The sequence below is a fragment of the Lentibacillus kapialis genome (assembly GCF_014646635.1).
In the GTDB taxonomy this organism is placed as follows: domain Bacteria; phylum Bacillota; class Bacilli; order Bacillales; family Amphibacillaceae; genus Lentibacillus; species Lentibacillus kapialis.
In genome coordinates, this window is record NZ_BMNQ01000028.1 from 1 (window position 1) to 20,676 (window position 20,676).

The 20,676-nt window shown below is 43.2% G+C and carries 18 protein-coding genes; 8 read left to right on the top strand and 10 right to left on the bottom strand.

The genetic code is table 11. The features are described 5' to 3' along the window. Positions 1–281: 281 nt before the first annotated feature. The 3 genes from IEW67_RS10405 to IEW67_RS10415 are packed head-to-tail and all read left to right on the top strand — an operon-like array spanning position 282 to position 3,979. The gene (locus IEW67_RS10405) at positions 282–1,178 is read left to right on the top strand and encodes a MurR/RpiR family transcriptional regulator (protein WP_188633035.1); all 897 of its coding nucleotides are present in this window, start codon (positions 282–284) and stop codon (positions 1,176–1,178) included. A gap of 10 nt (positions 1,179–1,188) precedes the next feature. Then, on the top strand, positions 1,189–2,067 hold the full coding sequence (murQ, locus tag IEW67_RS10410) for an N-acetylmuramic acid 6-phosphate etherase (RefSeq protein ID WP_373288517.1): 879 nt from the start codon (positions 1,189–1,191) through the stop codon (positions 2,065–2,067). Continuing rightward, positions 2,060–3,979 carry a glucose PTS transporter subunit IIA gene (locus IEW67_RS10415; RefSeq protein ID WP_188633011.1) on the top strand — a complete coding sequence of 640 codons (1,920 nt, stop codon included), beginning with the start codon at positions 2,060–2,062 and terminating at the stop codon, positions 3,977–3,979. The genes murQ and IEW67_RS10415 overlap by 8 nt, the downstream gene beginning before the upstream one ends. Positions 3,980–4,062: 83 nt before the next feature. Here IEW67_RS10415 and IEW67_RS10420 read toward each other — a convergent pair whose 3' ends face one another. From IEW67_RS10420 to IEW67_RS10450, 7 genes are all read right to left on the bottom strand, one after another. Then, positions 4,063–5,520, bottom strand: coding sequence for an arylsulfatase (locus tag IEW67_RS10420; RefSeq protein WP_188633012.1), 1,458 nt, complete (start codon positions 5,518–5,520; stop codon positions 4,063–4,065). A gap of 15 nt (positions 5,521–5,535) precedes the next feature. Beyond that, positions 5,536–6,480 carry an ROK family protein gene (locus IEW67_RS10425; RefSeq protein ID WP_188633013.1) on the bottom strand — a complete coding sequence of 315 codons (945 nt, stop codon included), beginning with the start codon at positions 6,478–6,480 and terminating at the stop codon, positions 5,536–5,538. A gap of 82 nt (positions 6,481–6,562) precedes the next feature. Next, complete coding sequence (locus IEW67_RS10430) at positions 6,563–6,730, bottom strand: DUF6903 family protein (RefSeq protein WP_188633014.1); 168 nt, start codon at positions 6,728–6,730, stop codon at positions 6,563–6,565. After that, on the bottom strand, positions 6,720–8,891 hold the full coding sequence (gnpA, locus tag IEW67_RS10435) for a 1,3-beta-galactosyl-N-acetylhexosamine phosphorylase (protein WP_188633015.1): 2,172 nt from the start codon (positions 8,889–8,891) through the stop codon (positions 6,720–6,722). The genes IEW67_RS10430 and gnpA overlap by 11 nt, the downstream gene beginning before the upstream one ends. A 9-nt stretch (positions 8,892–8,900) precedes the next feature. Then, positions 8,901–9,782, bottom strand: a complete 882-nt coding sequence (locus IEW67_RS10440; RefSeq protein WP_188633016.1) for a carbohydrate ABC transporter permease — start codon at positions 9,780–9,782, stop codon at positions 8,901–8,903. Between the two features lie 13 nt (positions 9,783–9,795). Next, entirely contained in the window at positions 9,796–10,686 is an 891-nt protein-coding gene (locus IEW67_RS10445; RefSeq protein WP_188633017.1) for a carbohydrate ABC transporter permease, read from the bottom strand. Positions 10,687–10,802: 116 nt separating this feature from the next. Next, on the bottom strand, positions 10,803–12,152 hold the full coding sequence (locus IEW67_RS10450; RefSeq protein WP_188633018.1) for a carbohydrate ABC transporter substrate-binding protein: 1,350 nt from the start codon (positions 12,150–12,152) through the stop codon (positions 10,803–10,805). A 279-nt stretch (positions 12,153–12,431) separates the two neighbouring features. Here IEW67_RS10450 and IEW67_RS10455 point away from each other — a divergent pair, with 279 nt between their 5' ends. Next, positions 12,432–13,280, top strand: coding sequence for a helix-turn-helix transcriptional regulator (locus IEW67_RS10455; RefSeq protein WP_188633019.1), 849 nt, complete (start codon positions 12,432–12,434; stop codon positions 13,278–13,280). Between the two features lie 256 nt (positions 13,281–13,536). Here the strand turns inward: IEW67_RS10455 and IEW67_RS10460 are convergent, their stop codons facing one another. Together IEW67_RS10460 and IEW67_RS10465 are read right to left on the bottom strand one after the other, a co-directional pair. Beyond that, positions 13,537–14,487, bottom strand: a complete 951-nt coding sequence (locus tag IEW67_RS10460) for a formylglycine-generating enzyme family protein (protein ID WP_188633020.1) — start codon at positions 14,485–14,487, stop codon at positions 13,537–13,539. Between the two features lie 74 nt (positions 14,488–14,561). Next, on the bottom strand, positions 14,562–15,443 hold the full coding sequence (locus IEW67_RS10465) for a LysR family transcriptional regulator (protein ID WP_188633021.1): 882 nt from the start codon (positions 15,441–15,443) through the stop codon (positions 14,562–14,564). 189 nt (positions 15,444–15,632) lie between these two features. Here IEW67_RS10465 and IEW67_RS10470 point away from each other — a divergent pair, with 189 nt between their 5' ends. After that, positions 15,633–16,400: a sulfite exporter TauE/SafE family protein gene (locus IEW67_RS10470; protein WP_188633022.1), complete on the top strand. Its 768-nt coding sequence runs from the start codon at positions 15,633–15,635 to the stop codon at positions 16,398–16,400. A gap of 114 nt (positions 16,401–16,514) precedes the next feature. Here the strand turns inward: IEW67_RS10470 and IEW67_RS10475 are convergent, their stop codons facing one another. Next, entirely contained in the window at positions 16,515–17,441 is a 927-nt protein-coding gene (locus tag IEW67_RS10475) for a glycine betaine ABC transporter substrate-binding protein (protein WP_188633023.1), read from the bottom strand. Between the two features lie 232 nt (positions 17,442–17,673). Between IEW67_RS10475 and IEW67_RS10480 the strand changes: the two genes are divergently transcribed. From IEW67_RS10480 to IEW67_RS10490, 3 genes are read left to right on the top strand one after another with little or no spacing between them, the layout of a single operon-like run. Beyond that, positions 17,674–18,273: a TetR/AcrR family transcriptional regulator gene (locus tag IEW67_RS10480; protein ID WP_188633024.1), complete on the top strand. Its 600-nt coding sequence runs from the start codon at positions 17,674–17,676 to the stop codon at positions 18,271–18,273. Then, positions 18,263–19,585, top strand: coding sequence for a purine-cytosine permease family protein (locus IEW67_RS10485; protein WP_188633025.1), 1,323 nt, complete (start codon positions 18,263–18,265; stop codon positions 19,583–19,585). The genes IEW67_RS10480 and IEW67_RS10485 overlap by 11 nt, the downstream gene beginning before the upstream one ends. Then, positions 19,582–20,673 (top strand): S-methyl thiohydantoin desulfurase family protein, encoded by a 1,092-nt coding sequence (locus tag IEW67_RS10490; RefSeq protein ID WP_188633026.1) that lies wholly within the window; start codon positions 19,582–19,584, stop codon positions 20,671–20,673. The genes IEW67_RS10485 and IEW67_RS10490 overlap by 4 nt, the downstream gene beginning before the upstream one ends. Positions 20,674–20,676 lie beyond the last annotated feature (3 nt).

The window sequence follows — 20,676 nt, forward strand, 5'->3', positions numbered from 1 at the left end:
TACCAAAGGTTGGGCTCTTTTTCATTTATTTCAATTTCACTTTTTGGGTGATCAGTATCAATGCTCAAAAGTGCCGTCATAACGGAATCACTGAAGGATATGACGTGAAGCTATGAATAATTCAGGCTCCTTTTTAAACCCTCGATGTTTACGTCCTCCCTATTGCATATTTCAAAATCTGAAATTTTATACCACATTTTAAATATAAATTGATTTTTTATTTCATGAAAGATACGATAAATATGAAAACGCTATCTCATATTGGTTTGGAGGTGTTCTAACTGGAAGGTGTTCTTTACAAAATAAGGGAATCACTTAACTATGTTAAACCCTCAGAAGGTGCTGTGGCGGCTTATATTTTGGAAAACCCGGAAAAGGCTGTTTCAATGACCGTCAATCAACTTGCGAATGCCTGTTATGCCAGTCCTTCTGCCGTTATGCGCTATTGTCAATCACTTGGCTACAACGGATTTAAGGAATTTAAATTAAAGTTATCCGGCGATCTGGCCGTTATCAACTTACACGACCTGGAACAAGAAACATTATCGCCCGGCGATTCCATCGATAAAATGATGTCGGTCATCACCAATACAAATATTCAATCATTGTACAGTTCGCTGCAATTAGTGCAAAAAGACCAATTCGAAACAGCGTATGAATATTTGATCAACGCGAAGAAAATTGATTTTTACGGGGTTGGTTCCAGTTTTTTGATTGCTTATGATGCGATACAAAAGTTCATGCGCATCAATAAAGCCTGTACAGCTTACAGTGATTTTCATATGCAAAAAGTATCGGCGGTTAATCTAAATGAAGAGGATGTAGTCGTGGCCATCTCCTATTCAGGAGAAACACAGCAAATCATTGATTGTGTCAAAATTGCACAGTCAAAAGGTGCAAAAGTGATCGCGATTACGAAATATGCAGATTCCGATTTGAGTGAGATAGCGGATGCTGTATTATTTGTTGCCGCTCAAGAAGATGAATTCAGGAGTGCTGCCATGTCATCGCGGATTGCCTCATTAAATGTGATTGACATGCTCTATACTGCATGCGCATATGAAGATTACGACCGTTCACTGGCCCATTTAAACCAAACGTATGACATCATACAGCAAAGTCAGAGGGAGGATACCGGAAGTGGCCGAAAAATCAGCAAAAACAACAGAAAAACGTAATGATAAGACGATGAATTTGGATGAAATGAGCACTCATGACATATTACGTGTGATGAATCAGGAAGATAAAAGCGTTCCAGACGCCGTTAATGAACAAATAAATCACATCGATAAAGCCGCTTCAGCCGTTATTGATTCATTTACCAAGGGTGGCAGACTCATTTATATTGGAGCCGGTACAAGCGGACGGCTGGGGATTCTTGATGCAGTGGAATGCCCGCCGACATTTGGAACATATCCTGAGAAAGTTCAAGGACTTATCGCCGGTGGACAAAATGCTATCATGAAAGCGGTTGAGGGTGCTGAAGATGATCCTGAATTGGCTGTATCCGACTTGAAAAATTTGAATTTAAATGAAAAGGATACAGTCATCGGACTGGCTGCAAGCGGACGGACCCCTTATGTCATAGGCGGATTGGAATACAGCGGCCGTATTGGTGCACACACAGCGTCGGTCAGCTGTAATAAAAGTACCCGAATCAGTCGGTATGCAGATATCCCGATTGAAGTAGAAGTCGGACCCGAAGTTTTAACAGGCTCAACGCGCTTAAAAGCAGGGACCGCTCAAAAACTCATTGCTAATATGATTTCAACAAGTGCTATGGTTGGAATTGGAAAAGTGTATAAAAACCTGATGGTAGATGTCCAATTAACAAATCAAAAGCTTATCGAACGAGCCAAAAATATTATTTCACTCGCTGCACAAGTTGACTACGATACATCTTCAGCTTATTTGGAAAAATCGCATCAGAATCCAAAGATAGCGATTATCATGATTAAACGGCAATGCCATTATGATACAGCCAAACATTATCTTGAAAAGGCTGATGGATTCGTACGTGAAGCCATTAGAATAGCAAACAACAAGGACGGTGAAACAAATGAATAATCAAAAATTGGCGCAAACAATTGTTGAGAATCTTGGCGGTGAGGCCAACATAACCAACCTTACCAATTGTATAACAAGGCTGCGGATTGATCTCAAATCACGCAGCAATGTTGACCTGGAAGCAATCAAACAATTAGAAGGCGTTCTGAGCGTACTTGATCAGGGAACTATTCAGATCGTGCTTGGCCCCGGCAAAGTAACCAAGGTCGCCAACGAAATACACGAAAACACGGCAATTGACGTTGATGTAGAGGATGAAGGTGACGACAGCGAATTTGATATGGCGTCCGACACAAAGGCAGCCTATAAGGCGAAGCAGACATCGATGTTCCAACAATTATTCAGGCATATCGGTAATATTTTCGTTCCAATTGTTCCAGGGCTTGTCGCATCAGGTTTAATGCTTGGAATCGCCAATCTGATTACGAACTTGGCCAACCCTGACGCAGGCATACTCGACCCGGCTGTTCTTGAAACAGACTGGTATATGCTGCTGAAGGCCATCGGTAATCTCTTGTTCGGATCGCTTGGTGTGTTTGTCGGTATTAATACCGCAAGAGAATTCGGAGGTACGATGGTTCTCGGCGGGATTGCAGGTCTCTTGATTTACGCACCCGTGCTGGGTGATGTAGGTTCTTTAAATTTATTTGGATTAACGCTGCAACTCAGTTCAGGCCTTGGAGGTCTGTTGGGGGTTATTGTTGCCGCTTATCTATTCACACAAATTGAAAAATTCACCCGCAAACGTATGGCAGACAGCCTGGATCTTGTTCTGACGCCATTAATCACGGTTATGATCGGGTCAATTGTGACGATTGTGGTTATCCAGCCGCTCGCAGGCTTGCTCATGGATGGCATTACATGGTTCCTTGTTGATGTTATGCTCCAAGCAGGCGGCATCATTGGCGGGTACGTGCTGGCAGCAACATTCCTGCCGTTGGTAACCGTTGGCATGCATCAAGGATTAATTCCTGTGCATCTTGAGCTGATAGATAAATTCGGCTCAACAACACTGCTTCCTATTCTTGCTATGGCAGGCGGCGGACAAGTTGGTGCTATGATTGCCATTTATATCAAAGCCAAAAATAAACGCCTGAAAAATACGGTCGCAAGTGTTTTGCCTGTTGGATTTCTCGGCATCGGAGAACCGCTTATTTATGGTGTCAGTCTGCCGCTTGGGCGTCCGTTTATCACGGCTTGTCTCGGTGCTGGCTTCGGCGGCGCGTTCTTATCACTGTTCAAAGTAGGTGCTATCACTGTCGGGCCATCCGGTGTTGTCCTAATTCCATTGATCGCGGACAATAAATATTTGTTGTATATTATCGGACTTCTCATTTCTTATGCTGGTGGATTTGTCCTGACTTATCTGTTTGGTTACAAAGAAGAAATGGTTCATAAACTTTATGGCGAAAGTACGAGTGAAATGGAAAAGCCGGATTCTAAAAAGCCAGCACAGCAAGAGGAAACGCATTTAAGCAGTCCGTTAGCCGGCGAATTACGTCCGTTAAGCGAATTAAATGATGAAGTGTTTGCAACGGAAGCTGTTGGCAAAGGAATTGCCATTTATCCACGTAATGGTAAATTATATGCACCTGCCAATGGCAAAGTGACTACCGTTTTCCCCACAGGACACGCTATTGGCATAACAACCGGAACCGGAATGGAAATATTGCTGCATATTGGATTGGATACAGTTGACATTAAAGAAAACGTATTTGAACTGAACGTGGCAAAAGATGAAGATGTTGAAACCGGCCAGCTTTTATGCACATTTGATATCGATGCCATCACAAATAAAGGATACGATATAACATCACCGATTGTCATTACAAATTCTGACGCCTATGACACGATTAATCCTGTCAGCCAGAAGGAAATTGAGGTTGGGAATAGATTATTGACAGTAAAATAGAGATAACCGGGAACAGAGTAAGGACTGTTCCCGGTTATCTTGTACCATTAGAAAATATAACCGCGCGCCTAATTTGTTTCGTCTCACAACAGGTTATCCTGAACTGCTTTGGCCGGTTTACCGATTATCAATGATTCACCGTCCGTATACCCTTCATCACGGCCGGTTAGTTCTTTGATAAGCTGGTCCCGCCTATGGCGCACGCGATCACTGTAATCACTAATCCCGGCGAGATTCCGTTTTTCTTCCGGATCGTCCAGCAAATCAAAAAATTGCTCCACACCTGTTTGTGAGAACCAAATATATTTTTCGTTCCCATCTGTAATATAATGATAGGATGTCTTGCCAAATTCGTGTTCTCCATGAATATAATCCCGCCAGATTAAACCGGTTTCACCCCTGCACAATGGCACAACACTCTTACCCTCAACCGATCCGGGTATACTGATACCGGCTGCATCCAGGAGAGTTGGCATGATATCGCGCATTTCCACCACGCTATCAACCGGCGTATTCTTTTGTATATTGAGGTGATTACCCGGGTCAGCCAGAATAAACGGTACTTTCGCACTTCCTTCATAAGGCAGTGACTTGCGATAAAGATGATGATCCCCGAGCAGTTCGCCGTGATCTGAAGCAAACAGTATGATGGTATCCCGATAAACGCCATATTCCTGCATCACTTGTAAAAAGCGTCCGATTTGGTGATCGATGTGCGTGATTAAAGCGTAATATGCAGCCTGAGCACGATGATAGCGCTGTTTGGGAACGACTCCTTCAGCTGTTACCGGATTCAGCCCGGATTTTGAATCATCCTCTCTCATTGCCCAGTCACCCACTGGCGGATCCGGCAATTCCACGTCCTTATACATATCATAAAAAGCCTGTGGCGGGTCCAAAGGCGGATGTGGCCGGACAAACGACATGTTCAGAAAAAATGGTTTGGACGGATCACGACGGCGCAGAAAATCAATAGATTGAGTCGTCACCCAGTTGGTGGGGTGCAACGACTCCGGCAAATGCCAAGGTCTGGCAACAGTTGACGCATTACAATCAAGTCCGGAATCAAGTAAATCCGCATCAGCTCCATATTTCTCGCGCAGCCATTGCACATAATCATCGGTTTGTTCCTGTGATGCCATCGTTGTCGTCTGATGTTTAAGTCGATTGTAATGCATATAGCCATCGTGCAGCACAACATTATGAAATCCGCATAAATGGCGTGTCGGATAAACATGCATTTTCCCTACGCTTTGCGTATGGTAGCCGGCACCGGAAAATTCACCGGCTACCGTATGCTCATATTTCCAGGGAACCTCATCCTGATAGCCAGTGCGACCTGTCGCGGTCTGTGACATGCCGGTCATAGCAGATGCCCGCGCCGGTACACATGAAGGTGTAGCTGAATAGGCATTCTGAAACAAGGCACCATCCCGTGCTAATTGATCCAGATTAGGCGTATCCACAACCGGATGATTCAGCATACTTATACAGTCCGCCCGCATCTGATCCACCATGATCAAAAGAACATTTGGTTTCATTTGGAATCTCTCCCATTAAAGTGACCGATTTATAAGCTGTCCAGCGCTTTGTTCGAATTCATGAGCCAAGATCCTGTGCCCTGCTCCGATAATCCCCTGCTCATTTCCCATATGACTTATTTCCACGTTGTTCAATATGTGTTTTTGTTCATCAATAAGCCAATTATCCAATTTAGCCTTTATCATCGCTAGAAGTTTTGGATTATTGAAAATGACACTGCCTCCAAAAACCATTTTGTGAGGATCCAGCAGGCTGCTGAAAACATATATCCCCTGAGCTAAAGCATAAGCCATGTCATCAATAAGTGATTGGGCTGTTGGGTCACCGGTATAAAACGCTTCGAATACTTGCTTTGCCGTCATATCACTTTTTCCATAAGCGATATTGGCATGCTTTTCAAGCGCGGGACCAGAAGCAACATACTCCAGCCGTCCGAGTGTCTCATCATGAAAGTCGGAATTGACCGGAATCATCCCCACTTCTCCGGCAAAACCGGCTCCACGGATAAATTCACCCGCTTGGATAATCGCACCTGAAATACCGGTGCTGACAGTCATATAAACAAACAACTCTTCCCGGAGGAGCTGGGCTTCTTTCCATTCGGCAAAAGCGGCCATATACACGTCATTATCGACAATGACCCGTTCTGTTCCGAACGTTTTCTTGATGCGTTCAGCTAAGGGGAATTCACGCCACGGAAGGTTATTCTGAAAGATGGCAATACCATTTTTTAGATCAACTTTTCCCGGAACACCTGCACCAATGCCATAAATATCGTGCATAGGGATACTGGAGTGATCAAGCAGTTGCTCGATACATGCTTCAACTTGTGAAAACATGCTTTCCCTGTTGGATGGATCACTATCAACAACCTCCCGCTGAATGATGTCACCTGTCTGGTTTACGATCCCGCTTGCAATTTTTGTCCCCCCAATATCCAACCCAATGGCATACTTCATAGACACTCTCCCCCTCTGATTTTCCATCAATTATATAAACAGCTATTTAATCTGCGCGATTCACACAGACCCTGTCTTTGATTCATACAAATTTACGATTATAGTTCCAAAGCAAAAACAGCAAGCCAGCGAGGCCAATTAATTGCATGAGCAAATACATTTTGCCGACCGTCCGCTGTCCATAAACAATCAAAAACATGCAAACAAGAAAGAAGACAATTTTCAATACACGGAATACTCTATCCTTCATCCCGTATCTCCTCCCATATAAATTCACTCGGTTCCAGCGTCATTCTGTGCACACTGCCACTTCCATCATAAACATCTGTTTCCTGACGACTGCTTGAATTATTCATGACGACATATTTTCCGATTTCCGGGTAAGCATGAACTTCACAGTGTATATTTGAAGCATGCCATTTGTTAAACGCTTCTTCTTTACCGGCTGCATGAAACATGGCCCGCATTAACAAGCGGGTATTTTCGTGACTGTACGGCAGGCCTGCCATATAAACGCCATTTCCTTTGCCAAAAGGTGCCGTGGACAAACGAATGCTGCCATCACTGTATTCGATAATATCCGTTTCATCACTGAGCGCATAGACATATTTGCTTCCTTCACCGAAATCATATGTGGTCACGTCTTCAGTGATAAAATGATGATCTAAGGTTTCGGTAACATATTTATTAGTCGACAAACTGTAGCCCAGCTCTTTATCAACACCGAGCACATTTGCCAATTGAAAATAACGTCCTTGATGATGGATAGCAGATGGTTCACCAATTCCAATAAATCCGCCGCCATGGTATACCCATTCCCTGATAGCAGATACGAGCCTTTCATCCTTCCACCTGATGCCGCCGGAAAAAGCGGTGCCTGCATCACCGGCATTAATGATAACGTCCACATCGTTCGGCACACCATATTCGATAACATCATCAAAACTGATAAACGTAACGTCAGCGGCTGCACCACTCAAGGCCTCAACAATGCCATAATAGGAGTACGTTTGTTTGTATGACTTACCATGGGCAACAATATGCGTTTGCCATGTCCTGAGTTTCCCCCAAGCATTCAAAATGGCGACTTTGATACCGCTATATGGTTTCGTATCTTTGATTTCACTGTAAATTTCACGGAATTCATCCGTCACTTTTTCGACATAATCGATAAACTGAGGAAATTTATACGGCAGGCTCGGATAACCGCCATAGCCTATTCGGTCCAGCGGCTTGCGCATGAGCGCCCTTCTCGCAGTCAGCCAATTTTCATTTGCTTCGATGACCGGATCGTTTCCTTCATAAAAGGTATCAGGGAAGAAGTATGGTAAAAACCGGCCCTCCGTATAAGTAACATTCGGGATGTCTGAAATCAGACGGAGCGTTGTTCCATCACCAACACTTCCGACCACCGCATCCATTCCCATTTCTTTAAAATACGTGCCATAGGGTTCGGTGCCTATCCAGTTATCTCCCAAAAACATCATCGCTTCCTTATCACTTTCATGTACGATATCGACCAGTTTTTTTACTTCGCGGGCGACAAACTTCTGAATAAAATCAATATAGTCCAAATATGCTTTGGACGGAACACGGAATGCCGTATTGTAATAACCTTGGTCCACTATATCTTCAGGACGCAGCCGGTAGCCTTTTTCCTGTTCGAATGCTTTCAGGGCGGCAACTGATACACTGGCTCCATATCCAAACCAGTCCACAAATTTTTCTTGGCCCAGATTGTTGAAAATCAAAGTGAAATGGTAGAAAAACGTGGTAAAACGAACCACATCGGTATCCGGATTTTCTTTCAGCCAATCTTGTAAATAGTCTTTGACAAACTGATTGGAGTGCGGCTGACGCGCGTCGAATGGAATATCATGCGGTTTGTCTCCCCAATCATTTGTGATGTGATTATACATTTGTGTCGGATCCCATTTCATATAAGCTAAAAAGGATACCGTATATTCGTGCCAAGGTGTTGCATCATGAACTAGCAGCCGATCATGATCTTGATTAAGCTCCCAATTAGACGATTCAATGATTTTACCTGTCGTCCGGTCGATTACCTCCCACCATTTTTTAGGATCATGCCGATAATCAGGCTCGATCTGTTCGGTGAAATAACCTTGGAGAAAATCAACCTCCAGTTCGGTATCGACAGCTGTATGGTACGTGGACATGAGATAGAGCTGCTGCATTTCCTCCGGGTGCTGTTCAGCAAACGCATTACGACCGCGCGCTACGAAATAAGTTGTATAGATTTTGGCATTAAGTCGCTTCATCTCCTCTTCCATTGTTGTTCCATCACTGTCGCGCAGGGCATCAGCTCCCCAGCGTTCCATCAATTCCTTTGTTTCCTTTAAAAAGTTTTCCTCAATTGGCAGGGTTACCCTTCCTGTTGTCTTCTTCATCACGGTCACCTATCCTTTCACTCCACCTACAGTCATTCCTTCAGTTAAACGTTTTTGGACAATCATATATAAGATTAAGGTTGGCAGCATAACAATCACCATCCCGGCATACATCGGGCCGTAATTGACTGCTGCCCGTTCGGCCGCCATCAGGTTCAAAAGCCCGACCGGCAGGGTTTTGTTATCTCCGGGCATGATAGTGAGTGCCAAAATATATTCATTCCAGAACAATAAAAAGTTAAACAAAACAACAATGATAATGCTTGGCTTTGCCATCGGCAGCATAACTGAGAACATTGTCCGAAAGTACCCGGCACCATCGATGTTGGCGGCTTCCTCAAAATCTGATGGCAATGTCTCGAAATAACTCGAAAGCAGAAAAATCGTAAACGGTAACGCCGTTGATGCGTAGATCAATGCAAGCATCACCCGGTTGTTTAAGAAAAAATCTTCACCCATCAATGCTCTTAATTGTGTATCCCAGCCAAGCAAAAGCAAGAAGATGGGGACGGCGATATAACTGACATTAATAAACAGACCGGCTTTGACGAATACATTCAAAAGACCACTGGCAAAAAATCGAAACCGTGACAAAACATACGCTGCCGGCAATGCGACTACCAGCAGAAACAGAAGCGCAAGCGCCGTCACCATTACAGAGTTCAGTAGATACTGTCCCATATTTGCTTCGATAAAAGCTTCGACAAAGTTTTGGATATAAAAGCCGTCCGGCAGCGCCCAAGGATTACCATAGAATTCACTGTTTTCCTTGAGGGAAGCCATAAATACCCAGGCAACCGGGATAATAATAGAAATGGCCAGTCCAATAAGCGCGACATATATAAATGATTTAAACAGTTTGTCAGTACTGATCCGTTTCGTTTTTTTCATAAACTATTCCTCCCTAATACTCCAGCACATCTCGTTTGGTTATACGGCTGATAATGGCGGCCAGTAAAAACGAAAAGGTGAACACAACAACCCCGATAGCCATTCCATATCCGTAGGTCGAATTGCCATAAGCCTGTTTATACATATACGAGAGGAAAACTTCCGTTGTACCACCCGGGCCACCACCTGTCATCGCCTTAACCAGCAAAAAGCTAAGATTAATCGTACTGATGATGTAAAACGCGAGCGTTGTGCGGATATTATTCCATATAAGCGGGAGTGTAATGGCAGTGAATTGTTTGATTTTCCCTGCACCTTCCAGTGAGGCAGCCTCATAAAAACTCGCCGGTACGCTGGCCATACTGGACATGTACATGACCATGTAGTACCCGATTGCCTGCCAGACTAGCGCTCCTGCGACACTGTAAATGACAATGTCGTGATTGCCCAGCCACATTTGTTCCCAGCTATCCAGACTTAAAAGACCGAAAATGCTGTTCAATAAACCGTCTTCGGGATCATACACTGCGGAAAATATCCCGGCGATAACAACGATTGAGAGGATATTCGGTATGTAAAATACAATCCGGAACATATTGTTTCCCATAATATTCTCCCGCGTTAAAATCGCCGCAAAGAATACAGCAAAAAACAACGTGATAATAGCAACCAGAACAATCAGCAAAACAGAATTCTGAAATGACTGGATAAAGTCCGTGTCGTTCCATAAGATTTTAAAATTGTCGAATCCCACAAATTGCTTTGAACCGGAAAGACCTCCCCAACGATAGAGAGACATTCGGAATACTTCAATCGTCGGTACCACCATAAACACGGTAAATAGCAGAATTGCAGGTGATATACATATGAAAATGAATAAAGCCCTGGATTTCTTTTTGCTCAACTCGCTCACCTCTCCAAGAAGTAAAAATCCGTCCGGCTGATAATACCCTACCAAACAAAACGGCGAGCCAATTGGAGAGACCCGCTGTTTTGTTTCGGGTATTTCTGAGCCTGTTTTTATTTCATTTCAGGTCTCAATTTGTCACTGACTTTCTGTAGTTCTTTTTGCCACTTACTGACTGACATTTCGCCACTTATAACATTATCAATATTGCCATACAGCGCCTCGCTTATATTTGCTCCAGGCACTGGATTAGTTGAGGCAAATGTGCCCATTGCCGGCAGCACACCTTCATCATAAATGCTATAGAACTTTTTCTTTTGCCCTTCCAGCTTATCTGTCATTCCCTTAATGGGCTGTACCGCTCCAGCTTCCAAGAAGGTATTGGCGGCTTCATCTGAGTACATATATGCGATGAACTCTTTTGCTGCTTCTTTGTTTTCAGCCTGAGTCGGAATCCACATCTGCTCAAAGAAAGTGAAGGCGTACCGATCACCTTGACCGTCTTCAAACGCAGGCACAGCAGTCATGCCCCATTCAAAGCTGTCAGCTCGCGGTGCTTCTTCCATTTCGCCGACAACCCACGTGCCGTTTGGCATAAATAACGCCTCATTATCCAGGATCAGTTGCTGGTTTTTAGTGAAGTCTTTTGGATTGGCATTAGCCACCGTATTAGGATGCGTATAGTTGCCCAGTTCTTTAATCGTATTCAAAACGCGTTCTGCTTCCTTCGTTTCCCAGATGCCTTCTTCGTATGTCATAACTTTTTGGAAAAAGTCCGGTCCGCCGGAAGCAAAGAGCATCGAACTTGCCAGTGTATCGAAATAACCGGAGATTGGATAAGTGAACAACGAAACATCCGCATCGGAAGTCTTATCGCCAAGTTTCCACATCTCATTCCAGGTTTCAGGAACATCCCAGCCTTTTTCATCCATCAAGTTTGAATTGTAGAACAAACCGGATGGGCTGTAGAACATGGGAGCCATGTACATATCACCGTCACCGTATGGATTGGTTGCCAGTGTATCAGCAAACCCATCAAGCATTTTCTCTTTCACCGTAACGTCTTCCCCTGGAACTTGCATATCAAGTACATCCGAAATATTCTCCAGGCCATCTTCTTTAATCATCGTTTCAGTCAAGCCCTCTTCACGACCGGTCGCCAGCAGCAGGACATCCGGATAATCCCCCGCCTGCATGTTCGGTCTGATGACCTCTTCAAGGTTTTTTTCAATCGTTAATTCTATCGTGACATTTTCATGTGAGGCTTCATAATCGTCAATGATGTTTTGCCACATCTCACTGCCATAAGCAGACTCCAGCGCGGCCAGCTTCAAGGTAACCTCGCCGTCACCCGAGGCTTTCGATTCTCCGCCGTCACCTTTTCCACTGTTGTCGCTGCAGGCCACAAGTCCTAGCGTTAACAGCACAATGAATCCGATGAACATTAATTGTTTCCACTTCATATGGGTTGTCCCCCTTAAGTTTATTGACTACAGGTAAATTGTACATGGGCATGAAGCGCTTTCACAATAGATATATTGTTCTTAATTTTAGGTATATTGCTTTCTTTAAAATAAAATCCGATCACAATCCATTTTTTTGGGATTGCTGAATTCCTGATTCGTGATATGGCGCATTTATGGCTATTTTCTCATTTATCTAGTCTTATAGATATATTGCTTTTTTTAGCTCAGACCGATAAAATTATTGTATAATCATTCCAGTTGACGGGAGAGGTGGCTATGTCATACGAATTATATAAAATGAACGGTCGATTGGCGGAAAAGTTGCCGTTTAAACTGTTGTATGTAACACATTCTGAATATGATAAAGGTTGGCACAGCACCTCACACACGCATCACTTCACGGAATTATTTTACATTGTAAAAGGTAAAGGCGCATTCGTCCTGCCTGAATATGATATGCCAGTAACAGAAAACGACCTTGTCATCATCAACCCGCATATCGAACATACAGAGCGTTCCAATGAGCAGGACTCACTGGAATATATTGCTCTGGGGATAGAAGGGTTATCTTTTTGGCTCCCCAGCGACCAAGCGGAAACCGTTGGGCTGTACACATACCGCGGAGAACGAAGCGACATTCTCTTTTACCTGAACAAATTACTGGATGAAGCACAGCATAACGCGGATGAGTATGATGTCATTTGTCATAACATTATTGAGATTTTGATTATTAAATTATGGCGTGAACGGCAATTTACAATTGAAAAGACCAGCCCGAAGAAGACGCTGAACAAGACAACAGCGTTTGTTAAACACTATATTGACCAAAACTTTCGCCGTGATATAACGCTTGACGTGCTTGCCAATGCAGGGCATATCAATAAATACTACTTGGCACATGCCTTTAAAAAGGAAATGGGCGTATCACCTATTGAATACTTGAACCATATTCGCATCAAGGAAGCCAAAACGCTCCTCGAAACAACCGATTATTCAATTGCGGAGATTTCTGATATCAATGGTTTCTCTTCCCATTCGTTCTTTTCGCAAGCGTTCAAAAGGGAAACATCAACAGCTCCGACCACTTATCGGAAAAAAATGCGAAAAAAGAAGAAAGTTCAGTGATGCGTTTTGGAGTGGTGCCGGGTTTATTCCCTTCACACCAAAACAGCCGAACGGATAAGTCCAATCTGTGAGAAGGACTTTGAGAAGAAAGAGAAGGCTCCGTTCTCGCGCCCATATTTGCGATCTCGGGAACATGTTTCTGTTTTCGCGCCCATGTTTGCGCCCTCGGGAACATGTTTCCGGTCTCGCGCCCATGTTTGCGCTCTCGGGAACATATTCCGGGTTCGCGCCCATGTTTGCGATAGGATCACGCATATTAAACATCCCTCACACATCGAAAGCCCAGATTTCCTGTCGAACTGTCCATTGTATTGGAGCTTCTTGCCGCAACCCGGTAACGGTTACAATAAGAATAATGACATAGATAAGATCCGCCGCGCATTGCTTTGGGTGTTTGCAATCCGACCTTAGGTGACAGATTCATAGATTTATCAAACCAATCAGAACACCATTCCCACACGTTTCCAGCTGTATTGTATAGCCCATAGCCGTTTGGAGGGAAAGAATCAGCCGGCGCTGTTCCCAAATAACCGTCTTCCTTCGTGTTTGTCCTGGGAAAGTCACCTTGCCAGATATTACAGTAATGCTTCCCATTTGGGTGCAACACATCTCCCCAGGCATACTTTTTCTGTTCAAGGCCGCCTCTTGCAGCAAATTCCCATTCTTTCTCCAACGGGAGTCGTTTGTCGGCCCATTTGCAAAAAGCCTTCGCATCATTCCATGAGACATGGATGACCGGATGTTCCATGCGTGTTTTAATATCAGAGCCTTTCCCTTCAGGTTGATACCAATAAGCTTCCTCAACAGCGAACCACCATGGTGTCCCTGGCAGTTGCTGGGATTTTTTTAATTGTTTGTCAGATAAAAATTTATAAAACACAAAGGACCAGCCATATTTTTCGGCATCTGTTTCGTAGCCGGTCTCCTCGATAAATTGCTTGAATTCACGGTTAGTGACTGCTGTTTGATCAATATAAAAAGGTTTGACCGTTACGTTTTCAACAGGCCCTTCTTTATCTGCCGGAAATCCGTCCATGTCCTCTGTGCCCAGTAAAAACTCACCGCCGGGCAAATAAACCATTTTCTCTCCAAACGGCTTGCCATTTGCTTTCTCTATATTCGGGTTTTGAGCACTTTCCGGCACACCTTTTACGACGCTGCCCCTGCTAGCCGTACAGCAAGCCTTATGATATGGTTTCTCATTCATAGAAATTTCCCCTTTGATTTGAATTTTGAATGACTGATAATAAATATACACGTCATCCATATGCGCTTATCAAACTATGGCAGCAAAAATGATTCAAAATCCATGACGATTTCCTTCTCATACCGCCTCTTTTTCTGAACCATCCAAAAATCCCGTATCAAATCAAAACCCTCAACGGGAATTTCACGCAGTACTTTGTATTGTAATTCTTTTTGAATAGTCAGTTTTGGCAGGATACTTGTACCGAGACCTGCTTCCACAGCACTTTTTATGGCTTGCATACTGCCAAGCTCCATGGCATTTTCCATTTTTTCCAGTACATGGTTTTTTTGTAATGATTCTTCTACAATCTGTCGTGTACCCGATTCCTTTTCTCGCCATATCATCTTCTCCTCCGGGATGTCACTTAACTGAATGCTGCCCCGTTTTCCCCATCGATGGTTGTAAGCAGTCACTAAGATTAATTCATCATCTGCAAACTTCTGCTTTTTATATGCCTCCTCCGAAACAACACCTTCAACTAATGCAATGTCAATATCATTCTTTTCCAGCTTTGCGAGCATCAAGGGTGTGTTTCCGATTGATAAATTAAACTGAACTGAGGGGTAAAGCTTTTTAAACTGACCAATCAGACCAGGTAGCAAGTATTCGCCAATTGTCAAACTAGCCCCGACATGCAAGGCCATTTCCTGTTTCCCAAGGTGCTCTTGAATTCGTTCATGCGTTTCTCTGTAAATGGCCAGGAATTCCTTCGCGTATGGATAGAGGAGTGCACCAGCTTCTGTTAACTGTAATGTTCCTTCCTCCCTATCGAACAAATTGGTTCCATAGCTGTCCTCCAGCTGGCGAATCTGTCTTGTAACCGCCGGCTGCGACACATAGCCAAGTCCGGCTGCTTTGGTAATGCTCCCTTCCTCGACCACCCGGCAAAACATCAGAAAGTTTTCAACATTCACTCCATACCACCTCCCCACTATAGCACCCGTGTTGTTTCTTTTAATTTCCTTACGTCTGCTTATCATTTTATCATAACAAAACGGGTGTTCATTCATTTTTATTATGGGGAATAAGATAATCTGATTTTATGTCTTCCATACATCATGAGACAATAACAGAGGCATATAGGCTAAAGGGAGACAATTTGAATGGATATATGGACTGGAATAATGCTTCTTGCAATCGGAGTCATTGCAGGAGGATATGGAACGATTGTTGGAGCCGGCGGCGGTTTTATTTTTGTTCCGGCTTTGCTTATTTTATTGAATATGGACCCTGTAATCGCCGCTGGGTCAGGTCTGGTTATCGTCTTGATTAATTCCCTTACTGGTGTCATCGGGTATGCCAGACAGAGAAGAATTGATTATCATATCGCCCTTACTATCGGGATCAGTGCTTTCCCGGGAGCTTTGCTTGGTGTATGGCTTTTGCGGGTATACTCGTCCCAGTACTTTTACGTTATCTTTGCAACGATCCTGGTCGGGCTTGGTCTGTTTCTATTCAGCAAAAATTCCCCCTTTGGCAAGCGAAAAGCAAGCTCTGACAATAACAAACCAGCAACACTAAATAATAAGTGGTTGATCCCGCTCGGACTGCTAATGGGAGTCTTATCCAGTTATTTAGGAATCGGCGGCGGATGGCTCCTAGTTCCAATTCTTGTGTATTTATTTAAAGTGTCCACACACAAGGCAGCCGCAACATCAATTCTATCACTTTGCCTTTATTCCACAGTAGGGGTTATGTCGCAAATCTATTACGGCAATATTAACTGGATGGCTGTTGTTTTCGGGGGCGCCGGTATCATTGTTGGCGCCAATATAGGTGTAGTAGTCTCACAGCGTCTCTCAGGAAGAGTGGTTATGCAAATGCTGTCCGTGCTGCTGGTTATTATTGGGTTCAGGATGTACTTCCAGTGAAAAGGTAAGATGACAATGAAACAACCGCATACCGATTGCCGTTATTATCCGTAAGGGCTATAAAGCACATGGGGAGGCAGATAATGATGCCTCCCCCTTCTTGTTTCCCCTATTCTATTTTGTTTCTACACCTTCAAGCATTTTTTCTTTGAAATCCGGATTGTTTTCAAGAAATTCTTTCGCTGCATCTTCATTCGACATGCCGGACTGGATGCTGTACATAACATCCTGATTTTGTTTTTTCGTCCAGTTAAATTGGTCGATAATTTTATAGGCAAGTGGTGAATCTTCTTTAAATCCTTTTCGGGATACGCCGTAAACATTATCAGGTTTTCCATATTTGTTTTTGGGATCCTCCAGCATCTTTAAGTCAAATTCATTGAAAGTCCAATGCGGTGTCCATAGTGTAACTACAATTGGCTCTTTTTTATCGATAGCACTTTTCAGCTCAGCCGCCATTGCAGGACCCGAGCTGGACTGCAGCTTCCAATTTTTATCCAAACCGTAAGCAGGCATGACTTTTCCTTTCGTTAGCTCCATCATACCCGCTCCGGGACTGATTCCGGTAATATCCCAATCTAATTTCTTGCCTATATTATTTTTATTATTAGCTAAATCCTCGATGGAATTAATATCCTCCATATAAGATGGTACAGTCAGTGCAAGTTCGACCTCTTCTGTAACCATGCTCATCTTGTCAAGCTTGTCCTTATATTCTTCCCAGTAGCTGGCATGCGTGCCCGGTAGCCATAAACCAACTGAGGCATCAGACGACCCGCTTGCAAGCCCGGAAAATTCAATACCGACATCGGTTTCTTTAACTGTCACATTATACCCGACTTCTTCAAGTAACTGCTTCACCACATACGTTGCTCCGATATTGGAAACATATGTATCGGAGGCTAACGTGACAGCTTTATCCCCCAGTTCTTTACCGGTATCATCACTAGATTCACTTTCTTCATTGTTGGCACATGCGGCCAGAGAAACACATGACATTAAAATTAACATGACACTTAAAACACGAATAATTCGTTGCATAAGTTAGCCAATCACTCCTTATTTTTTTTGGGCATGTCCCTTTTAAGTTATGCCAAAAACTCCGATGTGTCAAATATACTCAGTGGATGACCATTAAAAACAGAACGGTCTAACACCATAATGGAAACGCCCGAAATCCGACTAATCATAAAATAATTTTTCTAAAAATATTGACGACAATAAAAAATAATGCTAATATTTTTACCTAACAAACATTCGTTAGGAGAAAAGTATGACACGTGACAAAATTATCGAGGCAACCATTGAGAACTTTGCAGAATATGGATATCAAGGGACTTCAATGCGAAAAATTGCGGAGAAGGTCGGTATTAAGCCGGCCTCCATTTATTATTTTTTTCCCAATAAACAGGAACTTTTTATTCATGTAGTCCGGTGCATTCTTCGTCACCATTTTGCAAACATAAAAGCAGCATATGAACATTACGAATCAGGTAACATAAACACTTTATTTTCTGAATTATTTAAAATAATTGTTTCTCACCATACGCAAAATGAAAAAGAAACCAAAGCTTATATTAAGATGGTTAATTCGCCTATACCAGATATAAAAAAAGAAGTCCGTGAGCACTTCGATGAATATGATGACTGGCTTGTTGACCATTTAACGCAAGTCATTCACCTCAGTTATCCGGATTTAGATCATACAGAAATCAAAGCAATCATTGATTATTTTATTTTCATTGGAAATGGTCTGTTTTGGGGAATTGTCATTTATGATCAGGAAACGATCGACAAGAATCTGCAACAAGCCACTCATTTAATGAATCAATTCTTAAGTCAAACCATAGGGAGTGAGAAAGATGGATCATAGACATCAACATAAATTAATTGAAGATTATGAATTGGACCCGGTCCCTGAAGACAAAAGACAGGGCTGGTTCAAACAAACCTTAGTATGGATAGCGGGGATTGTCGCTTTATCGGCAACAGCTCTCGGGGGAGCATTGGGCAGCGGAATGAATTTAACGGATGCCATCATCGCTTCATTTATCGGCACATTTCTTTTATCGCTCCTGAGTGCACTTTGCTGTATTGTCGGGGCAAAAACAGGTTTATCAACAGCATTGATATCATCGTTTGCCCTGGGAAGATATGGTTCAATGGCCGTATCCGTGATTATTGCCATATCTCTATTTGGCTGGTTTGGTGTTCAGCTGGATTTATTCGGGTCAAGTTTAAATAAAGTGATAATGGATGTGTTTGGCTTGAATATCGCTCCCGGCATCCTCATGATCATTGGTGGTGCACTTATGACGCTCACCGCATGCATTGGCTATCGGGCAATCGAGAAACTCAGTACGATTGCTGTGCCTTTGCTTGCTATATTATTAATTGGCTCCGTTTATATGATAAGCAAAAGCTTTTCATTTGAAGAACTGAATCATATGGCATTGACGTCAAATCCGCTAACAGTAGGTATGGGGATCTCCTCTGTGATTGGCTCACTGTCCGTTGGCGCGATTATAGGTCCGGATATTTCGAGGTATGCCAAATCAGCAAAGGATGCTGCCATTTCAGCTTTTCTTAGTTATTTTGCAGCTTACTGTGTTGTATTAATCATTGCAGCCGTACTGGCAAAAGCAACAAGTGAAGTTGATGTTGTTGCTATCATGATCGGCATAGGATGGGGCACTGGTGGCATGCTTGTTCTGATACTTGCTCAATGGACAACGAATAATACGAATATCTATTCATCAGCATTAGGTTTTTCCGTTATTTTTAAAAAGGTTCCAAAATATATCCTGACAATCATTGCTGGTATTATCGGAACCACTTTTGCTATATCAGGTATCTATGATCATTTCATTCCGTTTTTAAATGTACTGAGTGTTCTTATTCCGCCAATTGGTGGTATTTACACTGCTGATTTTATCTTTAAACACCGGGAATATAAATTTGATAATATTCAGCATATCCCGAACATGCGGGTTCAAAGTCTATTGACCTGGTTTATAGCATCGATAGTGGCATTTATAACAACGCCGAATCCAACCGGTTTTGGGTTATTTACCATTACAGGTGCACCAGGAATCGACTCCTTTCTGGCTGCTTTTATAATCCAGCTGATTATAGGATTCAAGTATAAAAACGAAACATTAACCGTTAAGGGGGATGCAGCATGAAACGAATTGGAAAAGAAGAAATTGAAAATATAGCAGTCGGTGCCGCTTTATTAGGCACCGGCGGCGGAGGAGACCCATTTGTCGGTAAAATGATGGCCCTTCAGGCAATAGAAGAACATGGTCCGGTCAACGTACTGGATATAACCGAAATTGAAGACGACGATGTTATTGTCCCGTCCGCCATGATGGGGGCACCAACGGTTATGGTAGAAAAAATCCCGAGTGGTGATGAAGCTCTTCACGCCTTTCGCTCCTTAGAGAACGTTTTAAACAAACAAATCAAGGCGACGATGCCTATTGAGGCCGGTGGCGTCAATTCACTTTTGCCCATCGCACTCGCTGCAAGCACCGGATTACCTATTGTGGATGGGGATGGAATGGGCAGGGCTTTTCCGGAATTGCAGATGGTCACTTTCTATTTAAATGGTGTCAGCACAACACCAATGGTTTTAGCTGACGAAAAAGGAAACAGTGCCGTATTAAATACCGTCAACGGGAAGTGGGCTGAAAAAATTGCCCGGTCTGCAACGATGGAAATGGGCGGCTCCATCATGAATGCCATCTACCCAATGAATGGCAAACAAGTAAAGGATTCAAGCATTTATCGCACCTTAACATTAGAAGAAAAAATCGGTCGTACTATCAAAGAGGCAAAATCGGATAAGAAAAATCCAATAGACGAAGTGTTAGAGTTGTTAGGCGGATTGAAACTTTTCTCAGGAAAAGTCACAGACATTGACCGAAAAACAGATGGCGGATTCGTACGCGGAATGGCAACGATTGAAGGACTGGATTACTATAAAGATAATTACGCCTATTTAGAATTTCAAAATGAAAATCTATTCATTAAAACAGAGCAGGAAATCCTGTGCATGACACCTGATCTAATTTGTGTACTCGATACCGAAACCGCCCTCCCAATAACAACGGAAGGGTTAAGATATGGGGCCAGAGCAACCGTTATTGGTATAGCTGCTGATAACAAATGGCGTACGGAAAAAGGCATTGACGTTGCCGGCCCACGCTACTTTGGCTATGATTACGATTTTATACCAGTCGAAACATTACATGAGAGACAGGGGGAGTAAACC

Excerpts from the sequence above, each read along its gene's own strand:
- IEW67_RS10425 (WP_188633013.1), bottom strand. The coding sequence starts at position 6,480 with ATGAAGTATGCCATTGGGTTGGATATTGGGGGGACAAAAATTGCAAGC.
- IEW67_RS10420 (WP_188633012.1), bottom strand. The coding sequence starts at position 5,520 with ATGAAACCAAATGTTCTTTTGATCATGGTGGATCAGATGCGGGCGGAC.
- IEW67_RS10450 (WP_188633018.1), bottom strand. The coding sequence starts at position 12,152 with ATGAAGTGGAAACAATTAATGTTCATCGGATTCATTGTGCTGTTAACG.
- IEW67_RS10475 (WP_188633023.1), bottom strand. The coding sequence starts at position 17,441 with ATGCAACGAATTATTCGTGTTTTAAGTGTCATGTTAATTTTAATGTCA.
- murQ (WP_373288517.1), top strand. The coding sequence starts at position 1,189 with ATGAATTTGGATGAAATGAGCACTCATGACATATTACGTGTGATGAAT.
- IEW67_RS10440 (WP_188633016.1), bottom strand. The coding sequence starts at position 9,782 with ATGAAAAAAACGAAACGGATCAGTACTGACAAACTGTTTAAATCATTT.
- IEW67_RS10460 (WP_188633020.1), bottom strand. The coding sequence starts at position 14,487 with ATGAATGAGAAACCATATCATAAGGCTTGCTGTACGGCTAGCAGGGGC.
- IEW67_RS10455 (WP_188633019.1), top strand. The coding sequence starts at position 12,432 with ATGTCATACGAATTATATAAAATGAACGGTCGATTGGCGGAAAAGTTG.
- IEW67_RS10415 (WP_188633011.1), top strand. The coding sequence starts at position 2,060 with ATGAATAATCAAAAATTGGCGCAAACAATTGTTGAGAATCTTGGCGGT.
- IEW67_RS10470 (WP_188633022.1), top strand. The coding sequence starts at position 15,633 with ATGGATATATGGACTGGAATAATGCTTCTTGCAATCGGAGTCATTGCA.
- IEW67_RS10480 (WP_188633024.1), top strand. The coding sequence starts at position 17,674 with ATGACACGTGACAAAATTATCGAGGCAACCATTGAGAACTTTGCAGAA.
- IEW67_RS10430 (WP_188633014.1), bottom strand. The coding sequence starts at position 6,730 with ATGAAGGATAGAGTATTCCGTGTATTGAAAATTGTCTTCTTTCTTGTT.
- IEW67_RS10490 (WP_188633026.1), top strand. The coding sequence starts at position 19,582 with ATGAAACGAATTGGAAAAGAAGAAATTGAAAATATAGCAGTCGGTGCC.
- gnpA (WP_188633015.1), bottom strand. The coding sequence starts at position 8,891 with ATGAAGAAGACAACAGGAAGGGTAACCCTGCCAATTGAGGAAAACTTT.
- IEW67_RS10485 (WP_188633025.1), top strand. The coding sequence starts at position 18,263 with ATGGATCATAGACATCAACATAAATTAATTGAAGATTATGAATTGGAC.